Origin of the sequence: Cryobacterium breve (assembly GCF_004402375.1) — a bacterium.
In the GTDB taxonomy this organism is placed as follows: domain Bacteria; phylum Actinomycetota; class Actinomycetes; order Actinomycetales; family Microbacteriaceae; genus Cryobacterium; species Cryobacterium breve.
The window spans coordinates 46,272-72,923 of sequence record NZ_SOGJ01000019.1; the positions used below are offsets into that span (position 1 = coordinate 46,272).

General features: G+C 67.6%; 24 protein-coding genes. 10 read left to right on the plus strand and 14 right to left on the minus strand.

The window, feature by feature from the left end:
• Nucleotides 1–33: 33 nt before the first annotated feature.
• A complete protein-coding gene (locus E3O65_RS07345) occupies nt 34–1,527 on the plus strand; it encodes a sensor histidine kinase (RefSeq protein WP_134363096.1) in 1,494 nt (497 codons plus the stop codon).
• Between the two features lie 84 nt (nt 1,528–1,611).
• Here the strand turns inward: E3O65_RS07345 and E3O65_RS07350 are convergent, their stop codons facing one another.
• Nucleotides 1,612–1,860, minus strand: coding sequence for a WhiB family transcriptional regulator (locus E3O65_RS07350; RefSeq protein ID WP_035837005.1), 249 nt, complete (start codon nt 1,858–1,860; stop codon nt 1,612–1,614).
• A gap of 202 nt (nt 1,861–2,062) precedes the next feature.
• Here E3O65_RS07350 and E3O65_RS07355 point away from each other — a divergent pair, with 202 nt between their 5' ends.
• Nucleotides 2,063–2,518 carry a hypothetical protein gene (locus E3O65_RS07355; RefSeq protein ID WP_134363097.1) on the plus strand — a complete coding sequence of 152 codons (456 nt, stop codon included), beginning with the start codon at nt 2,063–2,065 and terminating at the stop codon, nt 2,516–2,518.
• A 111-nt stretch (nt 2,519–2,629) separates the two neighbouring features.
• Here E3O65_RS07355 and bcp read toward each other — a convergent pair whose 3' ends face one another.
• The 3 genes from bcp to aroA all read right to left on the minus strand — a co-directional run bounded on the left by bcp (nt 2,630) and on the right by aroA (nt 5,898).
• Nucleotides 2,630–3,109, minus strand: a complete 480-nt coding sequence (bcp, locus tag E3O65_RS07360) for a thioredoxin-dependent thiol peroxidase (RefSeq protein ID WP_134363098.1) — start codon at nt 3,107–3,109, stop codon at nt 2,630–2,632.
• Nucleotides 3,110–3,493: 384 nt separating this feature from the next.
• The gene (gene rsgA, locus E3O65_RS07365) at nt 3,494–4,483 is read right to left on the minus strand and encodes a ribosome small subunit-dependent GTPase A (RefSeq protein WP_134363136.1); all 990 of its coding nucleotides are present in this window, start codon (nt 4,481–4,483) and stop codon (nt 3,494–3,496) included.
• Between the two features lie 56 nt (nt 4,484–4,539).
• The gene (gene aroA, locus E3O65_RS07370) at nt 4,540–5,898 is read right to left on the minus strand and encodes a 3-phosphoshikimate 1-carboxyvinyltransferase (protein WP_134363099.1); all 1,359 of its coding nucleotides are present in this window, start codon (nt 5,896–5,898) and stop codon (nt 4,540–4,542) included.
• 110 nt (nt 5,899–6,008) lie between these two features.
• Between aroA and E3O65_RS07375 the strand changes: the two genes are divergently transcribed.
• Complete coding sequence (locus E3O65_RS07375) at nt 6,009–6,617, plus strand: sigma-70 family RNA polymerase sigma factor (protein WP_241985733.1); 609 nt, start codon at nt 6,009–6,011, stop codon at nt 6,615–6,617.
• Nucleotides 6,614–6,856, plus strand: a complete 243-nt coding sequence (locus E3O65_RS07380; protein ID WP_134363100.1) for a zf-HC2 domain-containing protein — start codon at nt 6,614–6,616, stop codon at nt 6,854–6,856. The genes E3O65_RS07375 and E3O65_RS07380 overlap by 4 nt, the downstream gene beginning before the upstream one ends.
• A gap of 7 nt (nt 6,857–6,863) precedes the next feature.
• Here E3O65_RS07380 and E3O65_RS07385 read toward each other — a convergent pair whose 3' ends face one another.
• Together E3O65_RS07385 and E3O65_RS07390 are read right to left on the minus strand one after the other, a co-directional pair.
• On the minus strand, nt 6,864–7,691 hold the full coding sequence (locus tag E3O65_RS07385) for a VOC family protein (protein WP_134363101.1): 828 nt from the start codon (nt 7,689–7,691) through the stop codon (nt 6,864–6,866).
• 159 nt (nt 7,692–7,850) lie between these two features.
• Nucleotides 7,851–11,633, minus strand: coding sequence for a multifunctional oxoglutarate decarboxylase/oxoglutarate dehydrogenase thiamine pyrophosphate-binding subunit/dihydrolipoyllysine-residue succinyltransferase subunit (locus E3O65_RS07390; RefSeq protein WP_174722273.1), 3,783 nt, complete (start codon nt 11,631–11,633; stop codon nt 7,851–7,853).
• A gap of 131 nt (nt 11,634–11,764) precedes the next feature.
• Here E3O65_RS07390 and guaB1 point away from each other — a divergent pair, with 131 nt between their 5' ends.
• The 6 genes from guaB1 (at nt 11,765) to E3O65_RS07420 (ending at nt 18,426) form a co-directional block, all read left to right on the plus strand.
• Entirely contained in the window at nt 11,765–13,204 is a 1,440-nt protein-coding gene (gene guaB1, locus E3O65_RS07395) for a GMP reductase (RefSeq protein WP_134363103.1), read from the plus strand.
• 173 nt (nt 13,205–13,377) lie between these two features.
• Nucleotides 13,378–14,820, plus strand: a complete 1,443-nt coding sequence (locus E3O65_RS07400) for a hemolysin family protein (protein WP_134363104.1) — start codon at nt 13,378–13,380, stop codon at nt 14,818–14,820.
• Complete coding sequence (locus E3O65_RS07405; RefSeq protein WP_134363105.1) at nt 14,813–15,874, plus strand: hemolysin family protein; 1,062 nt, start codon at nt 14,813–14,815, stop codon at nt 15,872–15,874. The genes E3O65_RS07400 and E3O65_RS07405 overlap by 8 nt, the downstream gene beginning before the upstream one ends.
• Before the next feature lie 42 nt (nt 15,875–15,916).
• The gene (locus E3O65_RS07410) at nt 15,917–16,777 is read left to right on the plus strand and encodes an ADP-dependent NAD(P)H-hydrate dehydratase (RefSeq protein ID WP_134363106.1); all 861 of its coding nucleotides are present in this window, start codon (nt 15,917–15,919) and stop codon (nt 16,775–16,777) included.
• A gap of 76 nt (nt 16,778–16,853) precedes the next feature.
• Complete coding sequence (locus tag E3O65_RS07415) at nt 16,854–18,137, plus strand: glycosyltransferase 87 family protein (protein WP_166804619.1); 1,284 nt, start codon at nt 16,854–16,856, stop codon at nt 18,135–18,137.
• Nucleotides 18,094–18,426, plus strand: coding sequence for a thiamine-binding protein (locus tag E3O65_RS07420; RefSeq protein WP_134363108.1), 333 nt, complete (start codon nt 18,094–18,096; stop codon nt 18,424–18,426). Before E3O65_RS07415 ends, E3O65_RS07420 begins: the two co-directional genes overlap by 44 nt.
• 59 nt (nt 18,427–18,485) lie before the next feature.
• On the opposite strand, the gene E3O65_RS07425 is transcribed toward E3O65_RS07420, so the two are convergent.
• From E3O65_RS07425 to E3O65_RS07460, 8 genes are all read right to left on the minus strand, one after another.
• Nucleotides 18,486–19,163: a response regulator gene (locus tag E3O65_RS07425; protein ID WP_277870428.1), complete on the minus strand. Its 678-nt coding sequence runs from the start codon at nt 19,161–19,163 to the stop codon at nt 18,486–18,488.
• Nucleotides 19,164–19,231: 68 nt separating this feature from the next.
• Complete coding sequence (locus E3O65_RS07430; RefSeq protein WP_134363109.1) at nt 19,232–20,563, minus strand: hypothetical protein; 1,332 nt, start codon at nt 20,561–20,563, stop codon at nt 19,232–19,234.
• The gene (locus E3O65_RS07435) at nt 20,560–21,729 is read right to left on the minus strand and encodes a sensor histidine kinase (RefSeq protein WP_134363110.1); all 1,170 of its coding nucleotides are present in this window, start codon (nt 21,727–21,729) and stop codon (nt 20,560–20,562) included. The genes E3O65_RS07430 and E3O65_RS07435 overlap by 4 nt, the downstream gene beginning before the upstream one ends.
• Nucleotides 21,730–21,768: 39 nt before the next feature.
• Nucleotides 21,769–22,242, minus strand: a complete 474-nt coding sequence (locus E3O65_RS07440) for a hypothetical protein (RefSeq protein ID WP_134363111.1) — start codon at nt 22,240–22,242, stop codon at nt 21,769–21,771.
• Between the two features lie 41 nt (nt 22,243–22,283).
• The gene (locus E3O65_RS07445) at nt 22,284–22,574 is read right to left on the minus strand and encodes a hypothetical protein (protein ID WP_134363112.1); all 291 of its coding nucleotides are present in this window, start codon (nt 22,572–22,574) and stop codon (nt 22,284–22,286) included.
• A gap of 59 nt (nt 22,575–22,633) precedes the next feature.
• Complete coding sequence (metX, locus tag E3O65_RS07450) at nt 22,634–23,860, minus strand: homoserine O-acetyltransferase MetX (protein ID WP_134363113.1); 1,227 nt, start codon at nt 23,858–23,860, stop codon at nt 22,634–22,636.
• 166 nt (nt 23,861–24,026) lie between these two features.
• A complete protein-coding gene (locus E3O65_RS07455) occupies nt 24,027–25,358 on the minus strand; it encodes a bifunctional o-acetylhomoserine/o-acetylserine sulfhydrylase (protein WP_134363114.1) in 1,332 nt (443 codons plus the stop codon).
• A 117-nt stretch (nt 25,359–25,475) separates the two neighbouring features.
• Nucleotides 25,476–26,576: an acyltransferase family protein gene (locus tag E3O65_RS07460; protein WP_241985732.1), complete on the minus strand. Its 1,101-nt coding sequence runs from the start codon at nt 26,574–26,576 to the stop codon at nt 25,476–25,478.
• Nucleotides 26,577–26,652 lie beyond the last annotated feature (76 nt).

The following is a 26,652-nucleotide window of genomic DNA, read 5'->3' on the forward strand; positions in this document are numbered from 1 at the left end:
TTGGCGCGCGTTCGGGGGACCTAGGCTATTGCTGTGTCGACGCTCAGTAATCTCGTACTTGCCCAGGGCCGCAGCAGCGCGGAGGATGTGGACTGGCTCCATATGCTCGTCGCGGACGGCCAGCTCTTGGCCGACCTTGCCTTTGCCGACATTGTGGTGTGGGTGCCCAGCAGCACCGGAAGCTTCGTTGCCGTGGCACACGCCCGTCCGTCGAGCGCCGCCACCCTGTTCTACCGTGACTTCGTCGGGCAGAGCATCAAGGTCGAATGGCGCCAGCAGGTCACCGAGGCCTTCGAGACGGCGAAGATCGTCGACACCACGGCCCCTGACTGGTACGAGGAAACCCCGACCCGGGTGCGCGCGATCCCGGTGCGGCGGCGGCTCAGCTCCACGGGCTCGAAAATCTCGGACACCCCGGTGGCGGTGCTGACCCGGCACACCAACCTGAGTGAGGCGCGCACGCCGAGCCGGCAGGAGCTCACCTTCAACGACTGCGCGAACGACCTGTTCGCCATGATCGCGAGCGGCGACTTTCCCGATCTGGGCGCGCCCACGGGCCCTCGACGCGGCGCCCCGCGCGCGTCGGACGGGCTCATCCGTCTCGATGTGGATGGCGTGACCACGTTTGCCAGCCCGAACGCCCTCTCGGCCTTCAACCGGATGGGGTTCGCCGACGAGCTCGAGGGCGAGTCGCTGGCCGAGGTGACCACCAGCCTTCTCACCGGGACCGCCGTCGTCGACGAGACCCTGCCGCTCGTGGTCACCGGCCGCGCGCCGTGGCGCACCGATGTCGAGGCGCGCGGGGTGACGGTCTCGTTGCGGGCCATCCCGATCCGCAACCGGGGCGAACGGATCGGGGCCATCGTGCTCTGCCGGGACGTGACCGAGCTGCGGCACCAGGAGCGTGAGTTGATCACGAAGGATGCCACCATCCGCGAGATCCACCACCGGGTGAAGAACAACCTGCAGACGGTGGCCTCCCTACTGCGGATCCAGGCCCGCCGCACGCACTCCGACACCGCCAGGGAAGCGCTCAATCAGGCGATGCGGCGCGTGGCCGCCATCGCCGTCGTGCACGACACGCTGTCCGAGGGGCTCAGCCAGAAGGTGGACTTCGACGTGGTCTTCGACCGCGTTCTGCTACTGATCATGGAGGTGGCAAGCGCGCACAACACGACGGCGCATCCGAAATCATCCGGCAGCTTTGGAATCCTGCCCAGTTCCTACGCCACGCCGCTCGCCCTCGCCCTGACCGAGCTGGTGACCAACGCCGTCGAACACGGCCTAGCGGGACGCGAAGGGGAGGTGTCGATCGAGGCCGAGCGCAATGAGGAAACACTCACCGTGCGCGTTCGCGACAATGGCACGGGCCTTCCTGAGGGCAAGGTCGGGTCAGGTCTGGGGACCCAGATCGTGCGCACCCTGATCCAGGGCGAACTCAGTGGCAGCATCGACTGGCACACGATGATGGGCAGCGGCACCGAGGTCACCATTGAGATCCCCCTGCGCTACATGCGAGAGGCGTAATCGGTCACATTCTTCTGACGCCAGAACACCAGAAAGGCCCGGCTGGTCAGCCGGGCCTTTCTGGTATCAGTGGGGGTTGCTTTGCTAGGACGCGCGCCGAGCCCGGGCGGCGCGACGCTTGAGGGCGCGACGCTCATCTTCGCTCAGGCCGCCCCAGACGCCGGAGTCCTGTCCGGTTTCGAGGGCATACTGCAGGCACACCTCGGTGACGTTGCAGCGGGCGCAGACGGACTTCGCCTTCTCGATCTGGTCCACAGCGGGGCCAGTGTTACCAACCGGGAAGAAGAGTTCCGGGTCAGCGGTGAGGCAGGCAGCTTTGTCGCGCCAGTCCATAGGGGTGCTCCTTGATTGCGGGGATGCCTGGCCGATTGGCCGAAGATGTGAGGCTGCCGGTTGCAGGAAGGGTAGTGGATCTACTCGTTCAGATCGACTCACGTCGTTCAGATCGACTCACGTCCCTGTGAGCGTCAACCGGGCCTTAAATATGGTCGCATAATGGTGGAGTCAAATCAATAGTTTTGAATGGGATATCTCTGTGAATGCACGGTCAGACCACAGCGGCAACGACGAGAACGAGGCCGGCACGGCGCACCGGCCTCGGGCCTTACTGCTCCTCGCCACGATCCTGTTCGCCGAGGCAGGGCTCCTCTGGGCTGCCGTCGTGTGGCTCATTCTGGAGCTGCTGACCGCGACGCCGACCTCTCTGACGAGTGCGTTGGCCATCCTCGTGCTGGTGCTCATCGCTGCGACCTGGGTGACCGCCATCGCGATCAACTCGCTGCGGCGTCGATCCTGGATCCGCGGCGCCGCCGTCACCTGGCAGTTGGTGCAAATCGCGGTCGCCGTCGGCTGCTTCCAGGGCTTCTACGCCCGACCCGACCTGGGCTGGGCATTGCTGCTGCCTTCGCTCGTGGTGCTCGTTTTACTTTTCCAGCGTCCCGTCATCGCCGCGACGACGTCGGGCCCCGAGGTGCACGGCTCGCAGCAGTAAGGAAGCGTCACACGGCGGTAGACGCCGCCGGAGACGTTGGACGGGGCGAGGCCGGGTCCGGCGATGCCAAGCCGCTCACAGGCATCCTGCGGCCGGAGACGACCGCGCGGATCAGGTCGGCAGGCCGAGTTTTTTGCGCAGACTCGCGACATGGCCGGTCGCTTTCACGTTGTAGAGAGCCACATCGATCCGGCCAGACTCGTCGATCACGAAGGTGGAGCGCAGCACGCCCGTGACGGTCTTGCCATAGAGGTTCTTCTCGCCCCAGGTACCGTACGCCCTGTGAACCGCGAGGTCGGTGTCACTGAGCAGTGGGAAAGTAAGTTGCTCGGTCTCTTGGAACTTCTTCAATTTGGCCGGGGAATCTTTGGAGATTCCGAGCACCTGGTAACCGGCGGAAGCCATCGAGCCGACGTTGTCGCGAAAATCACAGGCCTGCTTCGTGCAGCCGGGCGTCATCGCAGCCGGGTAGAAGTAGATGACGACCTTCGAGCCCGCATAGGAGGCCAGCGAAACGGTGTTGCTGTCCTGGTCGTTCAGGGTGAACTGGGGAGCCTGGTCGCCGGTTGCGAGCCGCGGGGAATCGGTCATGCCCCCACGCTACCGGCCCGGCCGAGCGACCGCGTGTGGCTAACTCAGGACATCCGTCGCTAGGGTGGCCCTGCCGTCGCGGACCAGGGCCGGACCAGAGCAGATTCCCGGCTAGGCCGGACGGATCTCCTGAGTTGGCCACAATGCGCGCCGGGCCCATCTGCGCCGGCGTTGCTCGACTATCCGTCCCGCGCTCCGCCCGCGGCGCGAACCACTTCGACGGAGATTCTGATGCTGTTACGGGTTATCAGCCTGTTGCAGGCGGACCGGGGAGAATCTCCGTCGAAGTGGTTCGACATTGCACACGGTATCTTGCCTGACGCTCCGCGTCCACGCGGTCCAGGGGGAGTTGGCGGCCGATGCCGATAGACCCGAACTCACCCGCTAGTGGGTGGGGGCGGCGGCGAAGGTGGCGAGGAGACGTTGCAGGGAATCGAGGCGCACCTTGCCGGTCTCACCGAGCTTTCCGGCCGCGACGGCCTCATTGATCGCGCAATCGGGCGAGCTCGGCAGGTGGGTGCAGCCGCGCGGGCACTTCAGGGCGATCAGGGCCAGGTCGGTGAACGCCTTCAGGATGTTGTCGGTGTTGATGTGGCCGAGACCGAAGGAGCGCACGCCGGGGGTGTCGATGACCCAGCCGCGTCCAGCATCCGTCTGAAGGCGCAGGGAGATGGTCGACGACGAAGTGTGCCGTCCACGCCCGGTAACCGTGTTGACGACGCCGACGGCGCGGTGGGCGTCAGGCACGAGCGCGTTGACGAGGGTTGACTTGCCGACCCCGGAGTGGCCGACGAAGACCGTGTCGTGCCCGACCAGGGCGGTGGAGATCTCCGCCAGCGGCATGGCATCGTCGCGACTTTGGAAAACGGGCAGGTCCAGGCCGGCGAAGTTGCGCAGGAACGCCGCCGGGTCGGCCAGGTCGGTCTTGGTGATGCAGAGGATAGGCTTCACGCCCGCATCGTAGGCGGCGACGAGGTAGCGGTCGACGAGGCGGATGCGCGGCTCCGGGTTGGCCGCGGCCACCACGATCAGCATCTGGTCGGCGTTGGCGACGATCACGCGCTCCACGGCGTCGGTGTCGTCCGCGCTGCGACGGAGCAGCGTCGTTCGGGGCACGATGCGCACAATGCGAGAGAGGCTGCCCGCCGCCCCGGTCGTATCGCCGACGATGTCGACGTTGTCGCCCGTGACGACGGCCTGCTTGCGTAGCTCGCTCGCCCGGGCGGCGGTCACCCGGCGTTCGTCGGGCAGATTCTCGTCGAGCATGACGGTGTACCGGCCACGGTCGACCGACAGGATGCGTCCGGTCAGCGCATTCTCGTGGTCGGGACGGGTCTTGGTGCGTGGTTTGCTGCCCTTGCGGTTGGGCCGCATGCGCACGCTCGACTCGTCGAACTCGGGCTCATCGTCGTCGGCGCTCGCCCACCAGGTCACGACCGGACCCCGGAGACGAGCGTCTGCCAGAGGTCCGTGAACTGGGGGAGGGTCTTCGCGGTCGTGCCGATGTTCTCGATCAGCACCCCGGGGACGCGCAGTCCGATCAGCGCGCCGGCGGTGGCCATGCGGTGGTCGTCGTAGGTGTTCCACGGCCCGCCCTGCAGCGGGCGCGGGTCGATTTGCAATCCGTCGGGCAGCTCGGTGACGGCGCCGCCGAGCCGATTGATCTCGGTGGCCAACGCGGCCAAGCGGTCCGTTTCGTGATGACGGATGTGACCGATGCCGGTGATCGTGCTGGGGGTGTCCGCGAGAGCGGCGAGGGCGACGAGGGTGGGCGCGAGCTCCCCGCCGGTGGACAGGTCGAGCTGCACGCCACGGATGCTGCCGGTGCCGGTGACCGTGAGCCGGTCGCCCTCCCGGGAAACCTCCGCGCCGAACAGCGGTAGCAAGTCGGCGAGGTCGGCGCCGACCTGGGTGGTGGTCGCCGGCCAGCCGGTGATGGTCACGCTCCCGCCGGCGACCAGGGCCGCGGCGAGGAACGGTGCAGCGTTCGACAGGTCAGGCTCGATGTCGATGTCCGCCCCGCCGATCCGGCCGGGAGCAACGACCCACTCGCCAACGGCGGGGCTGTGCACCGTGATACCGCGGCGGGCGAGGGTGGCGATGGTCATCTCGATATGAGGCAGGCTCGGTAGGCGCTCGCCGGAATGGCGCAGGTGCAGGCCCTGCTCGAAATTCGGGGCGGCCAGAAGTAGGCCTGAGACAAACTGGCTCGAGGCGGAGGCATCGATGGTGATCTCGCCGCCGGGCAGAGTTCCCGTGCCGTGCACGGTGAACGGCAAAGCGCCGCGGCCGTCGTCGTTGATGTCGGCGCCGAGGGCGCGCAGGGACGAGATGGTCGTGCTCATCGGTCGTCGGCGGGCGCCGGCGTCGCCGTCGAAGGTGGTGGGACCGAGACCGAGAGCGGCGACCGGTGGCAGGAAGCGCATCACGGTGCCGGCCAGACCGCAGTCGATGGTCGTCGACCCGACCAGCTCACCCGGGATGACCTGCAGGTCGGGACCGAACTCGCCGTCACCGTCGACCTCGTTGACGATGCAGCCCAGCTGAACCAGCGCGGCCACCATCAGGTCGGTGTCGCGTGAGTGCAGTGGGGCACGGAGCAGGGACGGATGCGTGGCGAGGGCGCTGAGGACGAGCTCCCGGTTGGTCAGCGACTTCGAGCCCGGCAGAGCCACGGATGCGGAGAGGGAACCGGACCCTGTGGGCGCGGGCCAACGGGCATCCGTCTCCTCGGGCGACGTGTCGCCGTATGGATCGAACTCCGGCTTGGAATATCTCGAGATCAACATCGGTTATCAGAATAGTCGGTGATCGAAGAGAGAGGGAGGCCCGAGTGACGATGTCCATGGTGCTCGAGCGACCAGAGGCCGCGCAGCGCGACGGCTTAGGATTGTCGGTGATGACAACCGATGCGATTGAAATGCGAGACCTGTTCGAAGAGCAGGCACTGCCCTTTATCGACCAGCTCTACGCCGCGGCCATGCGCATGACGCGCAATCCCTCCGACGCCCAGGACCTGGTTCAGGAGACGTTCGTTAAGGCGTTCGCCGCGTTCAAGCAGTTCGAGCAGGGCACCAATCTCAAGGCTTGGCTGTATCGCATCCTGACCAACACCTTCATCAACACCTACCGCAAGAAGCAGCGCGAACCGTTCCAGGGCACCATCGACGACCTCGAGGACTGGCAGCTCGGCGGCGCGGAATCCCGCACCGCCATGTCGAACCGGTCGGCAGAGGCTGAGGCCATCGACCACCTGCCGGACAGCGCCGTGAAGAACGCGCTGCAGTCGATCCCGGAAGACTTCCGGCTGGCTGTCTACTTCGCCGACGTCGAGGGGTTCTCCTACCAGGAGATCGCCGAGATCATGAAAACACCCATTGGCACCGTAATGAGCCGCCTGCATCGTGGCCGGCGTCTCCTGCGCGACCTGTTGGCCGGCTACGCCCAGGAGCGCGGCCTGGGAACAGCGGCAGCGGACCAGACTCATACCGGGAGCACACCAGCATGACCGATTGTGGATGCGAGAAGGCCAAGGCCGAACTCGAAGAGTACCTGCACAATGAACTCTGCGGAGAGGACGCTGCCGACATTCAGGAGCACCTCGCGAACTGCAGCGACTGCAACAATGAGCACCTCGTCGGGCGAACCCTGACCGAGGCCGTGCAGCGGGCCTGCCGTGAAATGGCGCCCGAAGACCTGCGCGATCAGGTTCTGCTCACATTGCGCACCATCCAGTCCGGGCACTGACCGGGCATCAGCCGATCGGCAGGTCCGCGTCGGGCTCCACGGCGTTTTCATCCGCGTTCGCCTGCTCGTCGACCGAGCCGAGCACGAACAGGGCGCCGGTCGGGTCGGTGACCAGGGAGAAGGTGCCGAACTCCGCCGTCCACGGCTCACGGATGACCGTGCCGCCGAGTTCCGTCACGGTCACGGTGGCGGCGTGCACGTCTTTCACCCCGAGGTAGAGCTGCCAATGCGACGGCGTGCTGTCGGGCAGGTGATCCGCGGCATCGAAGACGCCCGCCACCATGGTGCCCTCAGCGCCGATCGTGCTGTAGCGGAAATCGTCGGTATCGCTCAGGACCACCGGTTTCCAGCCGAACACTTGGGTGTAGAAGTCGATGGCACGGGCGAAGTCGCGGGTGTTCAGCTCGTGCCAGACCGGCGCGCCGGCTGCGTCCACCAGCCCGAACCCGGTGAATTCGTGCGCCTCCCAGATGCCGATCGGTGCACCCGTCGGATCCATCAGGATGGCCATCCGCCCGATGGCGCCCACATCCATCGGTTCGGCCAGCACCTCTGCACCCGCCGCGCGGGCGGCGGCGACGGTGGCATCGGCGTCCGTCACCGCCAGGTAGGTCGTCCACGCGTCGGGCAGCGTCGAATCAGGCTCCTGGGCGCCCATGCCTGCGACGTCTTCGCCGCCCATCTGGAAGGTCACGTAGTCGCCGTATTCCGGACCGGATTCTTGGGTCGTCCAGCCGAACAGCCGCGTGTAGAACTCGCGAGCACGCGGAAGGTCAGAGGTCATCAGGTCGGCCCAGCAGGGTTCGCCCGCTCGGTTCGCGTCGGAAATGGGCATGAGGGGCTCCTTGTCTGTGGGCTATGTCGTCAGCCTAGGACGAGCCACCGACGCCGACAATGACCAACGCCGGACAGACGCCCCACGGCGCGCAGACGCCGAACGGGCCACACCGAGAAGTGCGGCCCGTTCGGCGTGCTGACGTGTCGTCGCGCCGCTCTACAAGGTGAGTGCCTGGCGCAACAGCTCTGCCTGCTCGGCGGCGTGCCGCTTAGCCGACCCGGCCGCCGGTGACGCCGACGCCGTGCGGGAGAAGAGGCGCACCGGGCGCGGGCCCAGCTTGTTCGTCTCGAGGTAGAAGAACGGCCAGGCACCCTGATTCTCCGGCTCATCCTGCACCCAGGCGAGTTCGGCGTCGGGGTACTGGTCGGCGACGAGCTTCAGCTCGATGGCGGGCAGCGGGTAGAACTGCTCCATCCGCACCAGCGCGATCTCCGGGTTCGGGTTCTTGTCGAGTTCGGCCAGCAGGTCGTAGTAGAGCTTGCCGGCCATGAACAGCACCCGCTTGACCCGCGACTTGTCGGTGATCCGGGCGTCGTCTATGACCGGTTCGAACCGGCCGGAGGTGAAGTCGGCAACCGCGCTGGTCGCTCCGCGCAGGCGCAGCATCGACTTCGGGGTGAACACGATCAATGGACGACGCGGACGCATGTATGCCTGGCGGCGCAGCAGGTGGAAGTACGAGGCTGGCGTCGACGGCCGGGCGACGGTCATGTTGTCTTCCGCGCACAGCTGTAGGTATCGCTCGATGCGGGCCGACGAGTGGTCGGGGCCCTGGCCCTCATAGCCGTGCGGCAGCAGCAACACGACGGATGACCGTTGGCCCCACTTCTGCTCGGCCGAGGAGACGAACTCGTCGATGACCGTCTGGGCGCCGTTGGCGAAGTCCCCGAACTGGGCCTCCCAGAGTACGAGAGCGTCGGCACGTTCCACCGAATAGCCGTACTCGAAGCCCATGGCCGCGTATTCGCTGAGCAGCGAGTCGTAGATCCAGAACCGGGCCTGGTCCTCGCTGAGGTTGGCCAGCGGCAGCCATTCCTGGCCGTTCACCCGGTCGTGGAGCACAGCGTGACGCTGAACGAACGTGCCCCGACGGGCATCCTGGCCCGCGAAGCGCACCGGGGTGCGCTCGACCAGCAGGGAGCCGAGGGCGAGAAGCTCACCGAAGCTCCAATCGATGTTGCCGTTGCGGCTCATGTCGAGGCGCTTCTGCATGAGCTGCTGCAGCTTGTTGTGCACCGTGAAGCCGGCGGGCTTGTTCATGAACGCGTCCCCGATCAGATGCACGACGGCCTCGGGAACCCCGGTGGTGGCCGGTTCGCCAACCGGGTCGTCGTTGCGGCCGGCACCGTTGTTTCCGGCACCGAGGCCCTGCGGCGCGGCGCCGACGATCGGGATGGAGGAGGACTGCGCCGCGTGCGTCTCCATGAACGCACGCTCGAGGCGGTCCTGGAAGTCTGCATGTGAGGCTTCGTATTCCTCCTGCGTGATGTCGCCGCGACCGACGAGAGCCTCCGTGTACAGCTTCCGGACGGAGCGCTTGGCCTCGATCAGGTTGTACATCAGCGGCTGGGTCATCGAGGGGTCGTCGCCCTCGTTGTGACCGCGTCGGCGGTAGCAGACGAGGTCGATGACGACGTCCCGCTTGAATTCCTGGCGGTAGGCGAATGCGAGCTCGGCCACCCGCACCACGGCTTCGGGGTCGTCCCCGTTGACGTGGAAGATGGGTGCCTGGATCGTCTTCGCAACATCCGTCGAGTACACCGAGGTGCGACCGTCGCCGGGCAGGGTGGTGAAGCCGACCTGGTTGTTGACGACCAGGTGGATGGTGCCGCCGGTGCGGAAACCGCGCAACTGGGACATCTGCAGCGTCTCCAGGACGATGCCCTGGCCGGCCATGGCGGCGTCGCCGTGCACGAGGACCGGGAGGGTGGAGAAAGTGCCGATGGGCTTGCGGTCCTGTTTGGCGCGCACGATGCCCTCGAGGACGCCGTCGACGGCTTCCAGATGCGACGGGTTCGCGGCCAGGTAGACCGGCATCTCGGTGCCGTCGGTGGCGCGGAAGGTTCCTTCGGTGCCCAGATGATACTTGACGTCGCCCGAGCCCTGCACGGTACGGGGATCCTGCGTGCCCTCGAACTCGCGGAAGATCTGGCCGTAGGTCTTGCCGGCGATGTTGGTGAGCACGTTCAGACGGCCACGGTGGGCCATACCGATGCAGACCTCGTCGAGGCCGGCATCCGCTGCACCCTGCAGGATGGAGTCGAGCAGGGCAATGGTGGACTCGCCACCCTCGAGACTGAACCGTTTCTGGCCGACGTATTTGGTCTGCAAGAAGGTCTCGAAGGCCTCGGCCTCGTTGAGCTTGCCGAGGATGCGCATCTGCTCGTCATGAGTGGGCTTGACGTAGCTCTTCTCCATTTTTTCCTGCATCCACTTGCGCTGGGCAGGGTCCTGGATGTGCATGTACTCGATGCCCGTTGTGCGGCAATAGGAGTCGCGGAGGACGCCCAGGATGTCGCGGAGCAGCATCAGGCGCTTGTCACCGAATCCGCCGGTCACGAACTGGCGGTCCAGGTCCCAGAAGGTCAGCCCGTGGTTGGAGATATCGAGGTCGGGGTGGGTGCGCTGGGTGTACTCCAGCGGGTCGATGTCGGCCATCAGATGGCCGCGCACGCGGTAGGCGTTGATCAATTCCTGCACGCGAGCGGTCTTGTCTACCGCGCTGGCCAGGTCGACGCTGATGTCGGGAGCCCAGTGGATCGGGTCGTACGGGATGCGCAGGGCCGAGAAGATGTCCTCGTAGAAGTTGTGCTGGCCGATCAGCAGCTCGTGCACGATCTTCAGGAACTCGCCGGAGCCAGCACCCTGAATGACCCGGTGGTCGTAGGTGCTGGTCAGAGTGATGGTCTTGGAGATGGCCAGGCCGGTGAGGGTCTTGACACTGGAACCCTGGAACTCGGCCGGGTAGTCGAGGGCGCCGGCGCCGATGATGCAGCCCTGGCCCTTCATCAGACGTGGCACCGAGTGCACCGTGCCGATGCCGCCGGGGTTAGTGAGCGAGACCGTCGCGCCGGAGAAGTCATCCGCCGACAGCTTGCCCTTCCTGGCCCGGGTGACGAGGTCTTCGTAGGAGGAGAGGTATTCGCCGAAGGTCATGGTGTCCGCGCGCTTGATGGCCGGGACCATGAGCGAACGGGTGCCGTCGGGCTTGGGAAGGTCGATAGCGATGCCGAGGCCGACATGGGCAGGGGCGATGACCGAGGGCTTGCCGTCGACCTCGTTGTAGTAGACGTTCTGGCTGGGGAACATCTTCAACGCCTGGATCAAAGCCCAGCCGATCAGGTGCGTGAACGACACCTTGCCGCCGCGTGAACGCTTCATGTGGTTGTTCATCACGATGCGGTTGTCGATGAGGAGCTTTGCCGGGATGGTGCGCACGCTGGTGGCCGTGGGGACTGTCAGGCTGGTCGCCATGTTCGCCGCGAGGCTCTTGGACATGCCGCGGAGCGGGGTGACGACGTCGACCTCTGCCTCGGCGGCGGTCGGCTGCGGGGTTGCGATCGGCATGTCGGCCGGAACGGGGACCGGCTTGGGGGCGCTGGAGGTCGTGCGCGCGGTGCGCTGCCCGCCGACGACGGGGATGGGCGCCGTGATCGGGTTCGGCTCGGTGGTTTCCGCTGCGGCCGGGGCCTGCGGGTTCACAGGGGTTTCACTCTCGGGTGCTTCGCCGACGGGAGCAGTACCTGCCGGAGCACCGGAATCGGCGTTGCGGCCGTTCGCGGTCTGGTGGTAGCTCTCCAGGACGGGCCACCAGGACTCGTCCACCAGCTTCTTGTCGACGAGGTACCGCTCGTACAGTTCGTCGACGAGCCACTCATTCGCTCCGAATTCACCCGACGTGGTTTCGTCGGATCCACTACCGGTCAACTGGCTTGACACAGCCGGTTCCCACTCTCTACGTTGATTTTGAATGTCCCGAGCATTCTGGATACCCGGTGCGGTCTGCCCATCCAGCCTAATCCCATCGGGCATGGCTGCGGGCATCCGCGCGGGGCGCTAGCGTTATTTGCATGCAGTTCTATGGAGCGGTTCCCAGCCACGACCTCACGTACTCCGACGTCTTCCTGGTGCCCAGCCAGTCGGAAGTCAGCAGCCGTCTCGATGTCTCCCTCGCCCCGGGTGACGGGAGCGGTGCCACGATCCCGATCGTGTCGGCGAACATGAACTCGGTGACCGGCCCGCGGCTGGCGGCCGCTCTCTCCCGACGCGGAGGCCTCGGCGTGCTGCCGCAGGACATGCGCCTGCAGGACCTCGACGCCGCGATCCGCTGGGTCAAGGCCCAATCGACCCGCTTCGACACACCCTTCACCTTCGCGCCAGGGGACACCGTGGCTCTCGCGCTGCGGCAGGTGCCGCCCGTGGCCGGACAGGGTCTGGTCATCACCGATCCGAACGGCGACTATCTGGGCGCCATCGACGCGTCCCGGCTGGCAACCGCCCTGCCCGACGCGCTCCTCGGGGACCTCCTGCATGGCGCGATGACCTCCCTCGACGTCGACGACATCGACGGCCCGCGCCGCGCGTTCGACGTGATGACGGAGGCCGAGCTCGACTTCGTCACCGTGCAGCATCACGGCCGGGTGATCGGCACCCTCAGCCGAAAGAGCGCGCTGCGCTCCACCCTGTACCAGCCTGCCCTCGACGCACAGGGCCGCCTGCGCGTGGCTGCGGCGGTCGGTATCAATGGCGATGTCGCGGCCAAAGCCACGGCGCTCGTCGCCGCGGGGGTCGACGTGCTCGTGATCGACACCGCGCACGGCCACCAGGGCGGCATGACGCGGGCGATCAGGACCGTCGCGGACCTGGGGCTCGGCATTCCCATCGTGGCCGGCAACGTCGTGACCGCGGATGCCGTGGGCGATCTCGTGCACGCCGGCGCCACCATCGTGAAGGTCGGGGTCGGTCCCGGCGCCATGTGCACGACGCGCATGATGACGGCCGTGGGTCGGCCGCAGTTCTCCGCCGTGCTGGAGACCGCGGCCGCGGCCCGCGAACTCGGGGCGCACGTCTGGGCCGACGGTGGGGTGCGCTACCCGCGCGACGTGGCGCTCGCACTGGCCGCCGGTGCGGCATCCGTCATGATCGGGTCGTGGTTCGCCGGAACGATCGAGGCACCCGGGCTGCTCGACAGGGACGCGTCGGGCGGCGTCTACAAGGAGAGCTGGGGAATGGCCTCGACCAAGGCCGTGCGACAGCGGTTCGACCGACTCGACGCCTACGAGCTGGCCCGTAAGACTCTCTTCGCCGAGGGGATCTCCAGCTCGAAGATCTACCTCGACCCGCTGCGGCCGTCGGTCGAGGACCTGCTCGACATGATCACCTCCGGGGTGCGCAGCTCATTCACCTACGCCGGCGCGACCTCGGTCGCGGAATTCCACACCCGTTCGCTGGTCGGCGTTCAGTCGGCGGCCGGCTACGAGGAGGGCAAGGCGCTGCCAGTCTCCTGGTAGCGGGAACGAACGCCAGGGAGGCTCGGTCTGACGCGCACTGTCGGTGCCGAGCGGTAGACTTGGCGGAATAATGGACGACCCTCCTCCTGCCTATTCGCCCAGCCTGCCCTCCCGTCATCCGAACGGCTTGTCGCCTATGACCGCCGCCGCCTCATCGGCCTGTGATGACACCCATGTTTGAGTGGATCATGCTCTCCGTGGGGCTTCTGCTCACCGTGGGCACGGGGCTCTTCGTCGCCAGTGAGTTCGCACTGGTCAACCTGGACCGCTCCGAGCTCGAGGCGCGTCGCGACCGCGGGGAAACTCGCCTCGGTCTGACCATCTCCGCACTCCGGATCACGTCGACCCATCTCTCCAGCGCCCAGCTCGGCATCACCCTCACCACGCTGCTCACCGGGTACACCATGGAGCCGGCGCTGACGGGCCTGCTGTCCCCGCCGCTGACCACCCTGGGGCTGTCCCCGGCGGTCGTTCCCGTCGTCGCGGTCGCGACCGCAATCATCGTCGCCACCCTCGCCTCGATGATCATCGGCGAGTTGGTGCCGAAGAACTTCGCGCTCGCGCTTCCGGTGCAGACCGCGAAGCTGGTCATCCCGTTCCAGACGCTCTTCACGACCGTGTTCAAACCGGCCGTCGTCGTCCTCAACGGCAGCGCCAACGCGGTGCTGCGGTCGATCGGGATCGAACCGAAAGAGGAACTGTCCGGCGCGCGCACCGCCGAGGAACTTTCCTCCCTCGTGCGTCGCTCGGCCAGTGCCGGGTTGCTGGAGAAGGACACCGCAACTCTGCTCCACCGCACACTTCTGTTCTCCGGGCACACGGCGTCGGACGTGATGACGCCCCGCCCGCGGGTGGCCAGCATCCAGCGCACCGATTCCGCCCAGGCCGTCATCGACCTCACCCGCCAGACCGGATACTCCCGTTTTCCCGTCGTCGACGAGGGCGTCGATGACATTGTCGGCGTCGTGCACGTGAAGCAGGCGGTCGCGGTGCCCCGTCGCCGCCGGGCGGATGTCCCGGTGTCGGCCCTCCAATCGGAGGCCATCCGCGTTCCCGAAACCATGAAACTCGACGGTCTGCTGACCGAGCTGCGCGGCCGCGGCTACCAGATGGCGATCGTCGTCGACGAATACGGCGGTACGGCAGGCGTGGCCACCCTCGAAGACCTGGTCGAGGAGCTCGTCGGCGAGGTGGCCGACGAACACGACCGTGCCCGGGCCGGCGTGGTGCTGTCCACGGACTCGATGACGTTCCCCGGCATGCTCCGGCCGGACGAACTCCTCGAACGCGCCGGCGTCTCCATTCCGGAGGACGGCCCGTATGAGACTGTGGCCGGGTTCGTGATGAGCGAGCTGGGCCGCCTGCCCGTGGTCGGTGACACCGTGCAGCTGCCCGCCGGACTGTTGGCCGTGGAACGCCTCGACGGTCGTCGGATCGATCGACTGCGGTTCACGCCCGCGTTCGAACCGGCTGAGGCCGCGGCTGACGTCGCCGACTTCGATGAGACCCGCACCGACCACCGGAAAGCCACCCGCACCGTGCACCGCAAGAACGACCACCGCAAGATCGACCACAGCAAGAACGACGAGCAGCGCGGGGTGAGCGAGCATGAGTGACTGGGCGGGGCTGGTCTGGCTCGTGGTGCTGCTCGCGGCCAACGCCTTCTTCGTCGCCGCGGAATTCGCCGTCATCTCCGCGCGTCGCTCGCAGATTGAACCGCTCGCCGAGGCCGGCAAGAAGAGCGCCGTCACCGCCCTCTGGGCGATGGAACACGCCACCCTCATGCTGGCAACCACCCAGCTGGGCATCACGGTCTGCTCGCTGCTCATCCTGAACGTCTCCGAGCCGGCGATCCACCACCTCCTCGAGATTCCGCTGGGACTCACCCCGTTGCCGGTCGAAGCCATCGGGGCTATCGCATTCGTCATCACACTGCTGCTGGTCTCCTACCTGCACGTCGTGTTCGGCGAGATGGTGCCGAAGAACCTGTCGTTCTCCATCCCCGACCGTGCCGTGCTCGTCCTGGCCCCGCCGCTGGTGTTCTTCGGGCGCCTGGTCAAGCCCGTGATCGTGGTTCTGAACGCCACGGCCAACCTGGTGCTGCGCCTGTTCGGGGTGGCACCCAAGGAGGAGGCCACCAGCACCTACACGCTGGACGAGGTGGCGACCATTGTCACCCAGTCCACACGGGAGGGTGTGCTGCGCGACGGCACCGGGGCGCTCAGCGCCACGTTCGAATTCACCACCCGCAAGGTGCGCGACGTTGCGGTGAACCTCGCCGGCCTGATCAGCCTGCCGGAGGCGGCGACGCCCGCCGACGTGGAAAAGGCGGTCACCAAGCACGGCTTCTCCCGGTATGTGATGGTGAACGAATCCGGCGAACCGACCGGGTACGTGCACCTCAAGGACGTCATCGACCTCGACGGCGATGCGCCCAACTCGGCCGGGCAGGGCAGCTACGCGGAACCGATCCCGGGCAAACGCATCCGTCAGCTGGTGTCGATCTTCGAAGACACCGACCTCGAAGACGCCCTGGCCACCATGCGCCGGTCGGGTGCGCACCTGGCCCGGTCGTTCACCGCGGCCGGTGAGACGGTGGGGGTGCTGTTCCTGGAAGACATCATCGAGGAACTCGTCGGCGAAGTGCAGGACGCAACGCGGCGCCTGTAGCCCTTCCCGTCCGACGCAGGCAAAACGACCTATCGTGAGTGCATGAACGATTCGCGGGCATGGCTGGAATGGGACTCCGCTCGGGCACGCGACTGGATCGCGGTACCCCGGGCGGGCGACGACAAGTACAGTCGCGGGGTGCTGGGCGTGCGCACCGGATCAGACGAGTATCCGGGGGCAGCCGTGCTCGGTGTCGAGGCGGCCGCGCGCGCCGGCGTCGGCATGGTGCGTTACCTCGGCCCGAGGCGGGCGTCCGATCTGGTGCTGCAGCGCCGGCCCGAAGCCGTCACCGTCGCCGGGCAGGCGCAGGCCTGGCTGCTCGGCTCCGGTCAGGACGCGGCAGCCCGCGACCGTGTGACGGAGGCCGCGCTGCTCGGCGCCCTGGCCGAGGGGCTCCCTACGGTCTGCGACGCCGGGGCCCTGGACCTGATCGGCCGGGCGGTCGGGCCGGTCGTGATCACCCCGCACTACCGCGAACTCGCGCGGCTGCTCACCCGGCTGCTCTCCCCGCGGGGAGAGTCGGTGGCCGGCTCCGAGGTGGCCTCGGACCCGGGGGAGTGGGCGGTGCGCGCCGCGACCGGCCTCGGCGTAACGGTGCTGCTCAAGGGCAGCATCACCTGGATCGCGTCGCCCGACGGCACCCGACTGACGGTGTCACAGGGGCCGGCCTGGCTGGCGACGGCCGGCTCCGGGGACGTGCTCGGCGGCATCCTCGGCGCCTTCCTGGCCACGCACGCCCGGGCGATCCAGACTGATGCCGCGGCCCTGCCGAGCCTCGCCGCGACGGCGGCCCTGGTGCACGCGCAGGCCGCGGATCGGGCATCGGCCGGCGGTCCGATCACAGCGCTGGACATCGCCGAAGCCGTGCCGGCCACGATCTCGGCCCTGATCGCGCGGAGTTGAGCGGGAGCTGATTCGGCCGGAGGGGACGATGCCGGGCGGTCGCCCGCCTCCCCGGCCGGGTGTGGGACAGTGGAGCGTGCTCGCATCCGCCGTTGATCCGTTCGCCGCCGCTCCCGGCCTGCGGGCGCCGCGGGCGCTGCTGTGGGGTTGTTTCATCTTGGTGCATGGGGTGCTGATCTGGCTGTGTTTCGTGTCCGACGGCTGGCCGCTGGGCGATGTGGAGGGCGTCTACCTCGGCTGGGCTGTCGATGCCGCATCCGGTTCCGACGTGGTCGGGATCACCACGGGCTTCGTCTATCCCGTTCTCGCACTCCTGCCGATCCTCGCGGCGCTCTCCTTCGGTCCCGGCGCCTACTCCGCCACCTGGCTCGGCCTGGTCACCCTGCTGAACGCGGGGGCCTTCGCCCTGCTTCTCGGGCGGGGTCGCCGCCGGGCTGCACTGCTCGCGGCCGTCTGGTGGCTGGTCTTCTTGCTGCTCCTCGGGCCCGTCGCCCTCGCCCGCATCGACGCGGTCACTGTGCCCGTGGCGATCGTCGCCCTGCTGCTCGTGCGAACCCGGCCGGTGTGGGGCACGGTGTTGTTGACGCTGGCCACCTGGGTCAAAATCTGGCCGGTAGCCCTGATCGCCGCGCTGTTCACGGTGTCGAAATACCGGTGGCAGGTGGCGGGCGCGGCCGTGGCGACCAGCCTGGGCGTCGTTCTCGTTGCGCTCGGCCTCGGCAGTGGCCTGAACGTGCTCAGCTTCGTGACCGAGCAGACGAACCGCGGAATCCAGATCGAGTCTCCGGTCGCCGCGGGCTGGATGTGGCAGATCGCGTGGGGGACCCCGGGCAGTCACCTCTACTACGACCAGGAGATCCTGACCTTCCAGATCATCGGTCCCGGAGCGAACGCCACCATCGCGGCGATGACCCCGCTGCTCGTGGTCTGTGCGGCGGCCGTTCTGACGCTCGCCGGGTACCGGACGCGGTCGGGCGCCGACCCGGTGCGTCTGTTCCCGCCGCTGGTGCTGGCCCTGGTACTCACCCTGATCGTCGTCAACAAAGTAGGTTCGCCTCAGTTCACGGCCTGGCTGGCTGCACCCGTCATCGTCGGACTGCTCGTGCAGGGGCGCGCCTGGCGGTTCCCGGCCGTGCTCGTGCTCCTGATCGCGGGGCTTACCCAGCTGATCTACCCGCACCTCTACGACTTGCTGCTCCTGGCCGACCCGGCCATGGTTCTGGTGCTGACCGTGCGCAACACCCTCGAGCTCGTGCTACTCGGCTGGGCCGTGTGGCAGCTCCTTTCCCCTCCCGCCCCCAACAGAAGGAGTAACCATGCTGGTTGCATTCTCCGTCGCCCCGTCCGGCTCCCACGATGACGAGGGCTCCGTGCACGATGCGGTCGCCGCGGCCGTGCGCATTGTGCGCGCCTCCGGCCTGCCCAATCACACCGACTCGATGTTCACCACGATCGAGGGCGACTGGGATGAGGTGTTCGCGGTGATCAAGACCGCCACGGACGCCGTGGGCGCGTGGGGGCCGCGGGTGTCCCTGGTGCTCAAGGCGGACATCCGGGCCGGTCGTACCGGGGAGCTGACGGGCAAGGTCGAGCGCCTCGAAACGGCGCTGGCCGAGGGCACGCCGCCGGCGGCCACAGCCGCCCCATAGCCTGGCTCAACTCCGCGGAAGCGCTCGTGGTCGGCGGGTGCCCCGACCATCGCCGCAGCTCAATCGGTCTGGAGCAGGATGCCGTCGTGGATGGCACGCTTGCGCAGGGCCACCTTGGTGCCCACGTCGAATCCGGCGAGGCGGTACTTCTCGCGGATCCGCTTGAGATAGGACTTGGCGGTCTCCTCGGAGATGCCGAGCTGGTGGGCGACGGCCTTGACCGGCTCGCCCGCCCCGTAGAGGGCCATCACCCGACGCTCCTGGGCGCTGAGGCGCGGCGAGCCGCCGTTGGCGCCGTTGTTCAGCGCCTCATCCAGTTCGGCCGAGATGAAGGACTCACCGCTGTACGCGGCGCGGATCGCCTCGACGATCATGGTGGCCTCTTCGCTCTTGACCAGGTAGCCGAGCGCACCGGCGGCCAGGGCCTCGCGCACGAGCCCGGCCTCGGAGTAGGTGCTCATCAGAACGGTTTTCACACCGGCCGTCTTGAGGGTGGAGATCTTCAGGGACACCGGGATGTTGTCTTTGAGGTCGAGGTCCAGGAGGACGACGTCCACGGGGAATTCAGGGTGCGTGAGCAGTTCGGGCCAGGTCGTGACCGCGGCGACCATGTGGATGTCGTCGGCGGCCCCGCGGATCCACTCGGTGAGGGCGCCCAGCAGCATGCGGTGGTCATCGACCAGCGCCAACCGGATGGGGTTGGCCTTGCTCGGCGTCTCGGTGCTCAACGTTGATATGTTCGTCACTTCTGTCTCCTCATGCCTTCGCCCCCGAATGAGAAGCTCGACGCCATTGTGTTCAGACCCTAAGCATCCGCAGGATTATCGATACTGCATTCGATTTCCACGTTCAGACTGCCGTCTCGGCTGGAATCGACGTGGGGACCGACTATTCGCATAGCTTCCCACGTCTCGGGGTCCACTCGACGCCGTGGCACACCCGTCGTGGTCAATTCGATCGGAAATCGCAATTTCTGGCGCGCGGTGACACCGGGCGTGGGCCGGATCGGGCCGAGAGAGAGCGAAACGGATGCCTCGGCGCGAGTTGTGTCGCTGATCAACAGCCAGATTGTGCGCAGCAGCGCGTCGCGCTGAGCCGGGTCGAGCATGCCGGCCAGGCCCGACGGGTCGTTGAGATTGACCGACGGGCCGAGAAACTCGGACTCCGTGATGGCGTGGTAGAGCCAGGTCTCGCGGCGTCCCCGGATCAGATGCAGGCGCAGCTGGGTGGCGAGGGAGGCCGCCGTCGTGGACTTCTCGGTGCTGAGCGGCAGCGCCGTTCGGCCCTTGGCGACGTCGTCCAGCAGGGTCTCCGCGTCCAGGTCTATTCGGGCGAGCTCCTCGGAAGCCAGCATGCCCACCGCGAATTGCGGTTGGGAGATCGTGCTCTGCACCAGCACCAGGTCGAGTTCGCGCTGAGCCATCCGCCGGAATGCGCGCACGGTGGCCACGCCGAGCAGGGGCGGTAGAACGGCGAGGCTGATGGTCAGTAGGACCGGCGCGAAGGTGAGCGGGTCGGGGCGTTCCTCGGTGAGAGCCGCGAGGACGAGAAGCAGGGCGAGCACCAGGGCGGCTGAGACGAGGTCCCGGCCGCGGCGCACGGTGGCGAGGGAGATGAGCAGGGTTCCGACGGCGGCGGCGGCGGTGGGCTGCACGACGGAGCCGGGCTCTCCCCATGACCCGATCAGGTCCAGCACCACGACGGCCGCGCCGGAGGCGAGTGCCGCGGCGAAGAGCCAGTCCGGCATCCGCGCCGACAGACGCTGAACCGTGATCAGGGACAAGATCGTGGCCGACATCAGGAGGACCCAGGCAAGAAGGCTCGGTATCGGCGTGGGGTAGTCGAACCACTGAACCATGAACTGGCCGAGCAGGAAGATGGCGATGAAGCCGCCGCTGAAGGACAGGCCGATGCCGAGGTGCCGGCCGCCGAGGCTGCTCTGGTTCGCCTGGGCGGTCTGCTCCGTTCGCTCGGGACGGCGGAAGCTGCGGCGGCGTTCCCGACGCTCCTGTTTGTCGAGATGCTCGGTGCCGCCGGGGCGGTCCCTGCTCCCGAGGCGACGGCGCTGGTCTCGGCGGGGGACGTCGCCAGGGACGGTGTCGCCCGGGTGGGCGTCCAGGATGCCGGATCCACTCACTTGGGCACCTCGAGCACGACCGTGGTGCCTGAGCCGGGGGAGGAGAAGAGGCGGGCGTTGCCGCCGACGTCCCGCAGCCGTGCCACCACGGATTCGGCGAAACCGAGGCGTTCGGCGCTGACGCCGCTGAGGTCGAAGCCGACCCCCGCGTCGGTGACCATGGCGCGCACGGTCGTGTCGTCATCCGTGATCGTCACGTCGGCGCGGGCGACGCCGGCGTGACGGCGCACGTTTTCGAGGCACTCGCCGAGGGCGAGCAGGAAAGAATCGAGTACGTCGCTGGGGAGGAGGACTTGCCCGCTGCCATGCCAGTCCACGTCGAGGCCCATCCGGCCGAACCGTTGTTTGACTGATTCGAGGGTGCTGCCGAGGGTTGACTCGGTGGCCGGCTCGAGGGTGTACACCCCGGACCGGCGGGGCGTGGGCAGGCCGCCGAGGCGCAGCTGCCGGAGCAGCCGTGCGTCGTCGCCGGACTGGTCGCGCAGCGCCGCCGGACTGACGCCGACGCCCGAATGCGCGAGGAGGGTGAGGGTGGCCAGCACGGTGTCGTGCAGCAGCCGAGCGTCCTGGCGGCGTTGCGCTTCGAGTTCGCTGGCATGGCGTTCGGCCAGGTGTGCACGGCCGATCTCGTCGATGCGCTGCATGACGCGGGGAACGCTCTGGGCCAGCCACCAGGCGATCACGCCGATGGCGGTCCAGCAGCTGAGGGCGAGCAGGAGGGGAACGATGGCGGTCTCGGTGGCGCGGGTGGCGGCGAGGACGCTCGCGACGGTCGTGCCGAACGCGGCGAGCAGAACCAGCACGCGAGGGCCACTGACCACGAGCACGAGGGCGACGCAGCTGAGGGCCCCAGCCGCGACGGCGCCGATCACGGCCTCCTCCACCAGGTTCAGCCCGGAGGCGCGTTGGCCGGACAGCCCGACCAGCAGGATGAGGGAGTCGCCGGTGAGCAGGATCAGGGCGACCCAGATCATCCGCCCGGAGCGTCCGAGAAGGTACTGGCCGGTGACGAGGAGGAGCAGGAGCGGCAGGCACCCGATCAGGACGCTCACGCTCAGCCCGTCGGGGACGAACATTACGAGCAGCACAGCGGATGAGCCGGCGAGGCCGCTCAGGCGAGCGGCTTTGCGCAGCAGACGGTCACGTTCCTTGTAGATACGTTGCATGCCGGCTGAGTCACCCCTCGTTGTGCTCCTTACTGAACCTTACCGGCCCGGTGCAGGTTCCCCGCTAGTCCGCTGCGTCCGCGGGTGTTGGACCAGGGCGTCGGCGCCGCCCTGGTCCAGCCGGAACGGCGGGGACTCGTCGCGCAACAGCGCCGTGTACACGACCACCCGGAAGATCCAGCGGTGGATGCCGAGGATCAGGTCGAGCAGAGCAGCTCGATTCCGGCCGGTGAAGGCGGCGACGATCAGCAGGTGCGGGATCGCGAGCAGCCCGACGGCCAGCGGGCCGAGAAGGCCGAGGCGCACTCCGGCCTGCAGTGCGACGGAAACGCCCGGACTCGCATCCGCGTTCGACATGACGATCGACCAGCTGCCGCTGGTCAGGTCCCACTCGATCTCCTGCGTTCCCGGGCCCTGCGCGGCCGCGACCCAGAAGGTCTGTTCGCCGGGGACCTGGGGCGTGTGGCTTCCCGGGATCTTCCGGTAGTCCGCGCGGAAGGGGGTGACGGTCACGCTCCGCAGCTCGGTGCGCCTGACCCCCGCCAGGTACCGGTCTACGTCGGCCTGCCGCGCGATTCCGACGAAGACGTCGCTTCCCGTCGTGGAGACGGCTCGGAGCCGAAGGCTGGGCAGATTGACCGGGACACTGCGACCTCGACCCCGCTCCTGCGCGGCGAGGTGAGCGCGAACGATTGCACGGAGAACGAGCGCGCCGGGCTGGTCAGGTAGCCGTCGCCACCGCGGGCGGTGACCACGGCGGCGGTACCGCCGGCCAGAGTCAGCATGAGCCCGCGCATGGAGAGGACTGTGCCGAGGATCAGCATGATGATGGACCCGGGTTTCATGACAGATTCCTTCGGCCTGGTGAGATTGATTCTCAAAGTTGTCCCGAACCGGGACCGTGTCAAGTCCGACGCGGGGGAGCCGGCTGGGTCAGGACTCGGGTCAGCTGGACGCCGACCGCCTCGTTCTCGATCAGAAAACCGTCATGGCCGAAGCCGGAATGGAGCACTACGGCATCCGTGCCGTCGAGATTTGCCTGCAGATGCGCGGCGATGCGCAGCTGGCCTTCGACCGGGAACAGCCGGTCGCTGTCGATGCCGACGACGACGCTGACCGCCGTGATCCGGGCCAGGGCGGAATCGACGCCGCCGCGGCCGCGGCCGATGTCATGCGAGTTCATGGCCTCGACCAGGACGATATAGCTGTTCGCGTCGAACCGTCGGGTGAACTTGTTGCCGTGGAAGTCGAGGTAGGACTCGACGGCGAATCGGCCGCTCGCGCCCAGGGGGCTGATCTCGCTCTGCCAGCCGCGTTCGAAGCGCAGGTTGAGTTCTTCCGGGCTGCGGTAGTTCAGCAGCGCCATGCGCCGGGCCAGGGCGAGTCCCCGGGTCGGGCCGTCGCCGTCCGCGGCGTCGTAGTAGTCACCGGAGTGGAAGAGAGGGTCACAACGGATGGCTTCGATCTGCACCGAGTTCAGGGCGATCTGATCGGCGGTCGTGACCGGCGGGGCCGCGAGAATGGCCAGCCGCGCCACCCTCGACGGATGCTCGACCGCCCACTCGAGCGCATGCATTCCGCCCATCGAACCTCCGACGACGGCGGCCCAGCGGTCGATTCCGAGCCGGTCCGAGAACGCGACCTGGGCGGCAACCTGGTCGCGGATGGTCAGAAAGGGAAAGCGGATGCCCCATTCGGAGCCGTCGGGGGCGAGTGACGCGGGACCGGTGCTGCCCTGGCAGCCGCCGATCATGTTCGGTGCCACCACGAACCAGCGGTCGGTGTCGATGGCCAGGCCCGGGCCGACGATTCCGCTCCACCAGCCGGCGGTCGGGTGGCCCGGGCCGGCCGGGCCGGTCAGGTGGCTATCACCGGTGAGGGCGTGCAGCACGAGAACGGCGTTGTCGCCGCTCGGGGACAGCTCGCCCCAGGTCTCGTACGCAATGCGTACGGCCCCCAGGCTGCCGCCGGCTTCGAAGGTAAGGGGACCGATGTCCCGGAATCGGCGGTGGCCGACCGGGTCGCCGTCGCGCCACGCGCCGGTCGCCGGGGGCTTGCCGAGCAGCGACCGCGCCTGGGCTTCGGTGACGAAGCTTGACGGGACGGTGTCTGCCGAATATTGCCAGTCCATAGGCCCCCTATTCTGCCGGGTGAACAGCCGTTCCGGTACTTTGTTACTCCGCCTGATGAATTCGACGGTGATTCTGCCGGTATCGGCCTGACTGGGGCCGAAACCGTGGGTGGAGAGCAGAATCTCCGTCGAATTGGTGAGGTAGGGGGGGGTGAGGCGGGGTGGTCTAGGCGTTGGCTCGGGATGCCTGCACGACCGCGAGCGCGGCCGCGAGGCCGGTCTCGAGGTCGGCCTTCAGATCGGCTATGTTCTCGATGCCGACGGAGAGGCGCACCAAGCCGGGCGTCACGCCGGCGGTGAGCTGCTGCTCCGGAGTGAGCTGCGCGTGCGTGGTGGAGGCCGGGTGGATGACGAGCGAGCGCACGTCGCCGATGTTGGCCAGGTGGCTGAACAGCGAGAGGTTGTCGACCAGCGCGCGGCCGGCATCCACCCCGCCCTTCAATTCGAAGGACAGCACAGCTCCGACACCCTTGGGCGCGTAGGTGTTCGCGGCGGCGTACCAGGGGCTCGACGGCAGCCCGGCGTAGTTGACCGAGGCGATGTCGGGGTGGTTCTCGAGCCATTCGGCGATGTCCTGGGCGTTCTGAACATGGCGTTCGATGCGCAGGCTGAGCGTCTCGATGCCCTGGATCAGCTGCCAGGCGCTCGCCGGGGCGATCGCGGAACCGAGGTCACGCAGCAGCTGCACGCGCGCCTTGATGATGTAGGCGATGCCGTCGCCGACCGCGCCCGTGTAGCTGACGCCGTGGTACGACGGGTCCGGCAGCGTGAGGCCGGGGAACTTCTCGACGTTCTTGGACCATTCGAACGTGCCGCCGTCAACGATGACGCCGCCGATGACGGCGCCGTGGCCGCCGAGGAACTTCGTGGCCGAGTGGACGACGATGTCCGCGCCGTGCTCGAACGGCCGGATCAGGTAGGGGGTGGCAATGGTGCTGTCGACGATGAGGGGCACCCCGCCGGCGTGGGCCACGTCGGCCACGAGGCGGATGTCGAGCACGTTGATCTTGGGGTTGCCGATTGTCTCGGCGAAGAAGAGCTTGGTGTTCGGGCGCAGTGCCCGACGCCACTCCTCGGGGTCGTCCTGGTTCTCGACGAAGGTCGTCTCGATGCCCAGCTTGGCCAGCGTGTACTTGAACAGGTTGTAGGTTCCGCCGTAGATCGAGCTGGACGACACGATGTGGTCGCCGGCCTGGGCGATGTTCAGCACGGCGAACGTGGAGGCCGCCTGGCCGGAGGCCAGGAGCAGGGCCGCGGTGCCGCCTTCGAGCGCGGCGACGCGCTCTTCGACGACGGCCTGGGTCGGGTTCATGATGCGCGTGTAGATGTTGCCGAATTCGGCCAGCGCGAACAGGTTCTGGGCGTGCTGGGCGTTGTTGAACACGTAGGACGTGGTCTGGTAGATGGGGGTGGCCCTGGCGTTTGTAGTTGGGTCGGGCTGGGCACCGGAGTGCACCTGCTTGGTTTCGAACTTCCAGTCGGCAGCGTTGTCGCTCATGAGGTGATCTCCCTGATTATCCTCGACGAGCGTGGACCCTCCAGCGCTCTGACTGCGAGTTTAGGCAGGGGCACACGGGCGCTGCAACGGTTCTGCAACACGGCGTCACGAAGGGAATCAGCGCAGTTCGGCCGGCGGTTCCCCGGGCGGTGCGGGCTGCGCGCTGGGCGCGTCCAGGTGTGGCAGGACGATCGTGCCGGTGTCGGTGCGCGCCTTCTTGCGGAACAGCCAACGGGCGCGCAGCTCGATCAGCGGATGGACCACCTTCCGCACGGCCCGCTGCGAGAGCACGACCGAGATCAGCACGCTGAGCAGGATCATCGCCGGCAGCACCCAGCCCGGTTGCGGGCCCTCTAGCACCCCGGTCTCCCGCAGGGGGAACAACACGAAGGAGTGCAGCAGGTAGATGTACATGGTGGCCGCGCCATACGCCGTGAACGGGGTACGTCGCCGAGGCATGAGCAGGAGGAACGCCACGATCAGGGCGAAGGCCAACAGCATCAGGCCCAAACGGATGCCCCCGGCCCAGAACTCGTCGTAGCCGAACGTCGGGTAGGCCTCGTTGTAGAGCAGGAACTGGCGCACCTGCGCCTCCCGCAGGGTGTCGATGTTAGCCACGATGACGCCCAGCAGACCGGTGAACAGCGTGATCGCGCCGACCCGCCACCGCCAGACCGCCGCGGCGTGGAGATCGAGCCAACGGGTGGTGAGCTGCCACTGCCGCAGCTGCCAGCCGAAGACGAAGAACGGCAGCAGGCCGAGGGTGCGCGAGAGCGCGAACGTTGCATCGATCGAGGCGAAGTACCCGGCCCCGACCGAGACGATCACGCTGATCAGCAGCGGGTAGCGCAGCAGGACGAGGAAGGGGAGCGCGAGGCGCCACACCAGCAGCGCGATCAGGAACCACAGGGTCCAGGACGGCGTCGAGTAGTCCAGGCGGAATTCCCCGCCGAGCAGCCAGCGAATAGTGGTCCAGATCGTCTCGAAGATCAGGTAGGGCAGCACGATGTCGGTGACCAGTCGGTGCAGCTGACGCGTGCCGAGCGGGCCCGACCGGGCGAAGTACCCGCTGACGGCGACGAAGAGGGGAACGTGGAAGGCGTAGATGAACAGGTAGAACTCGTACGCGACATCCGATGCGGCGATCAGTTTCAGGATGGCGTGCCCGACCACCACCAGGGTGATGGCGATCCAGCGCGCGTTGTCCCAGAGCGGCACCCGGCGTTTCTGCGGGTGCGGTGTATGCGGTGCTCCGGCGGCGCGTGGAGCCATCACAGGGCGGCACCGACCAGAA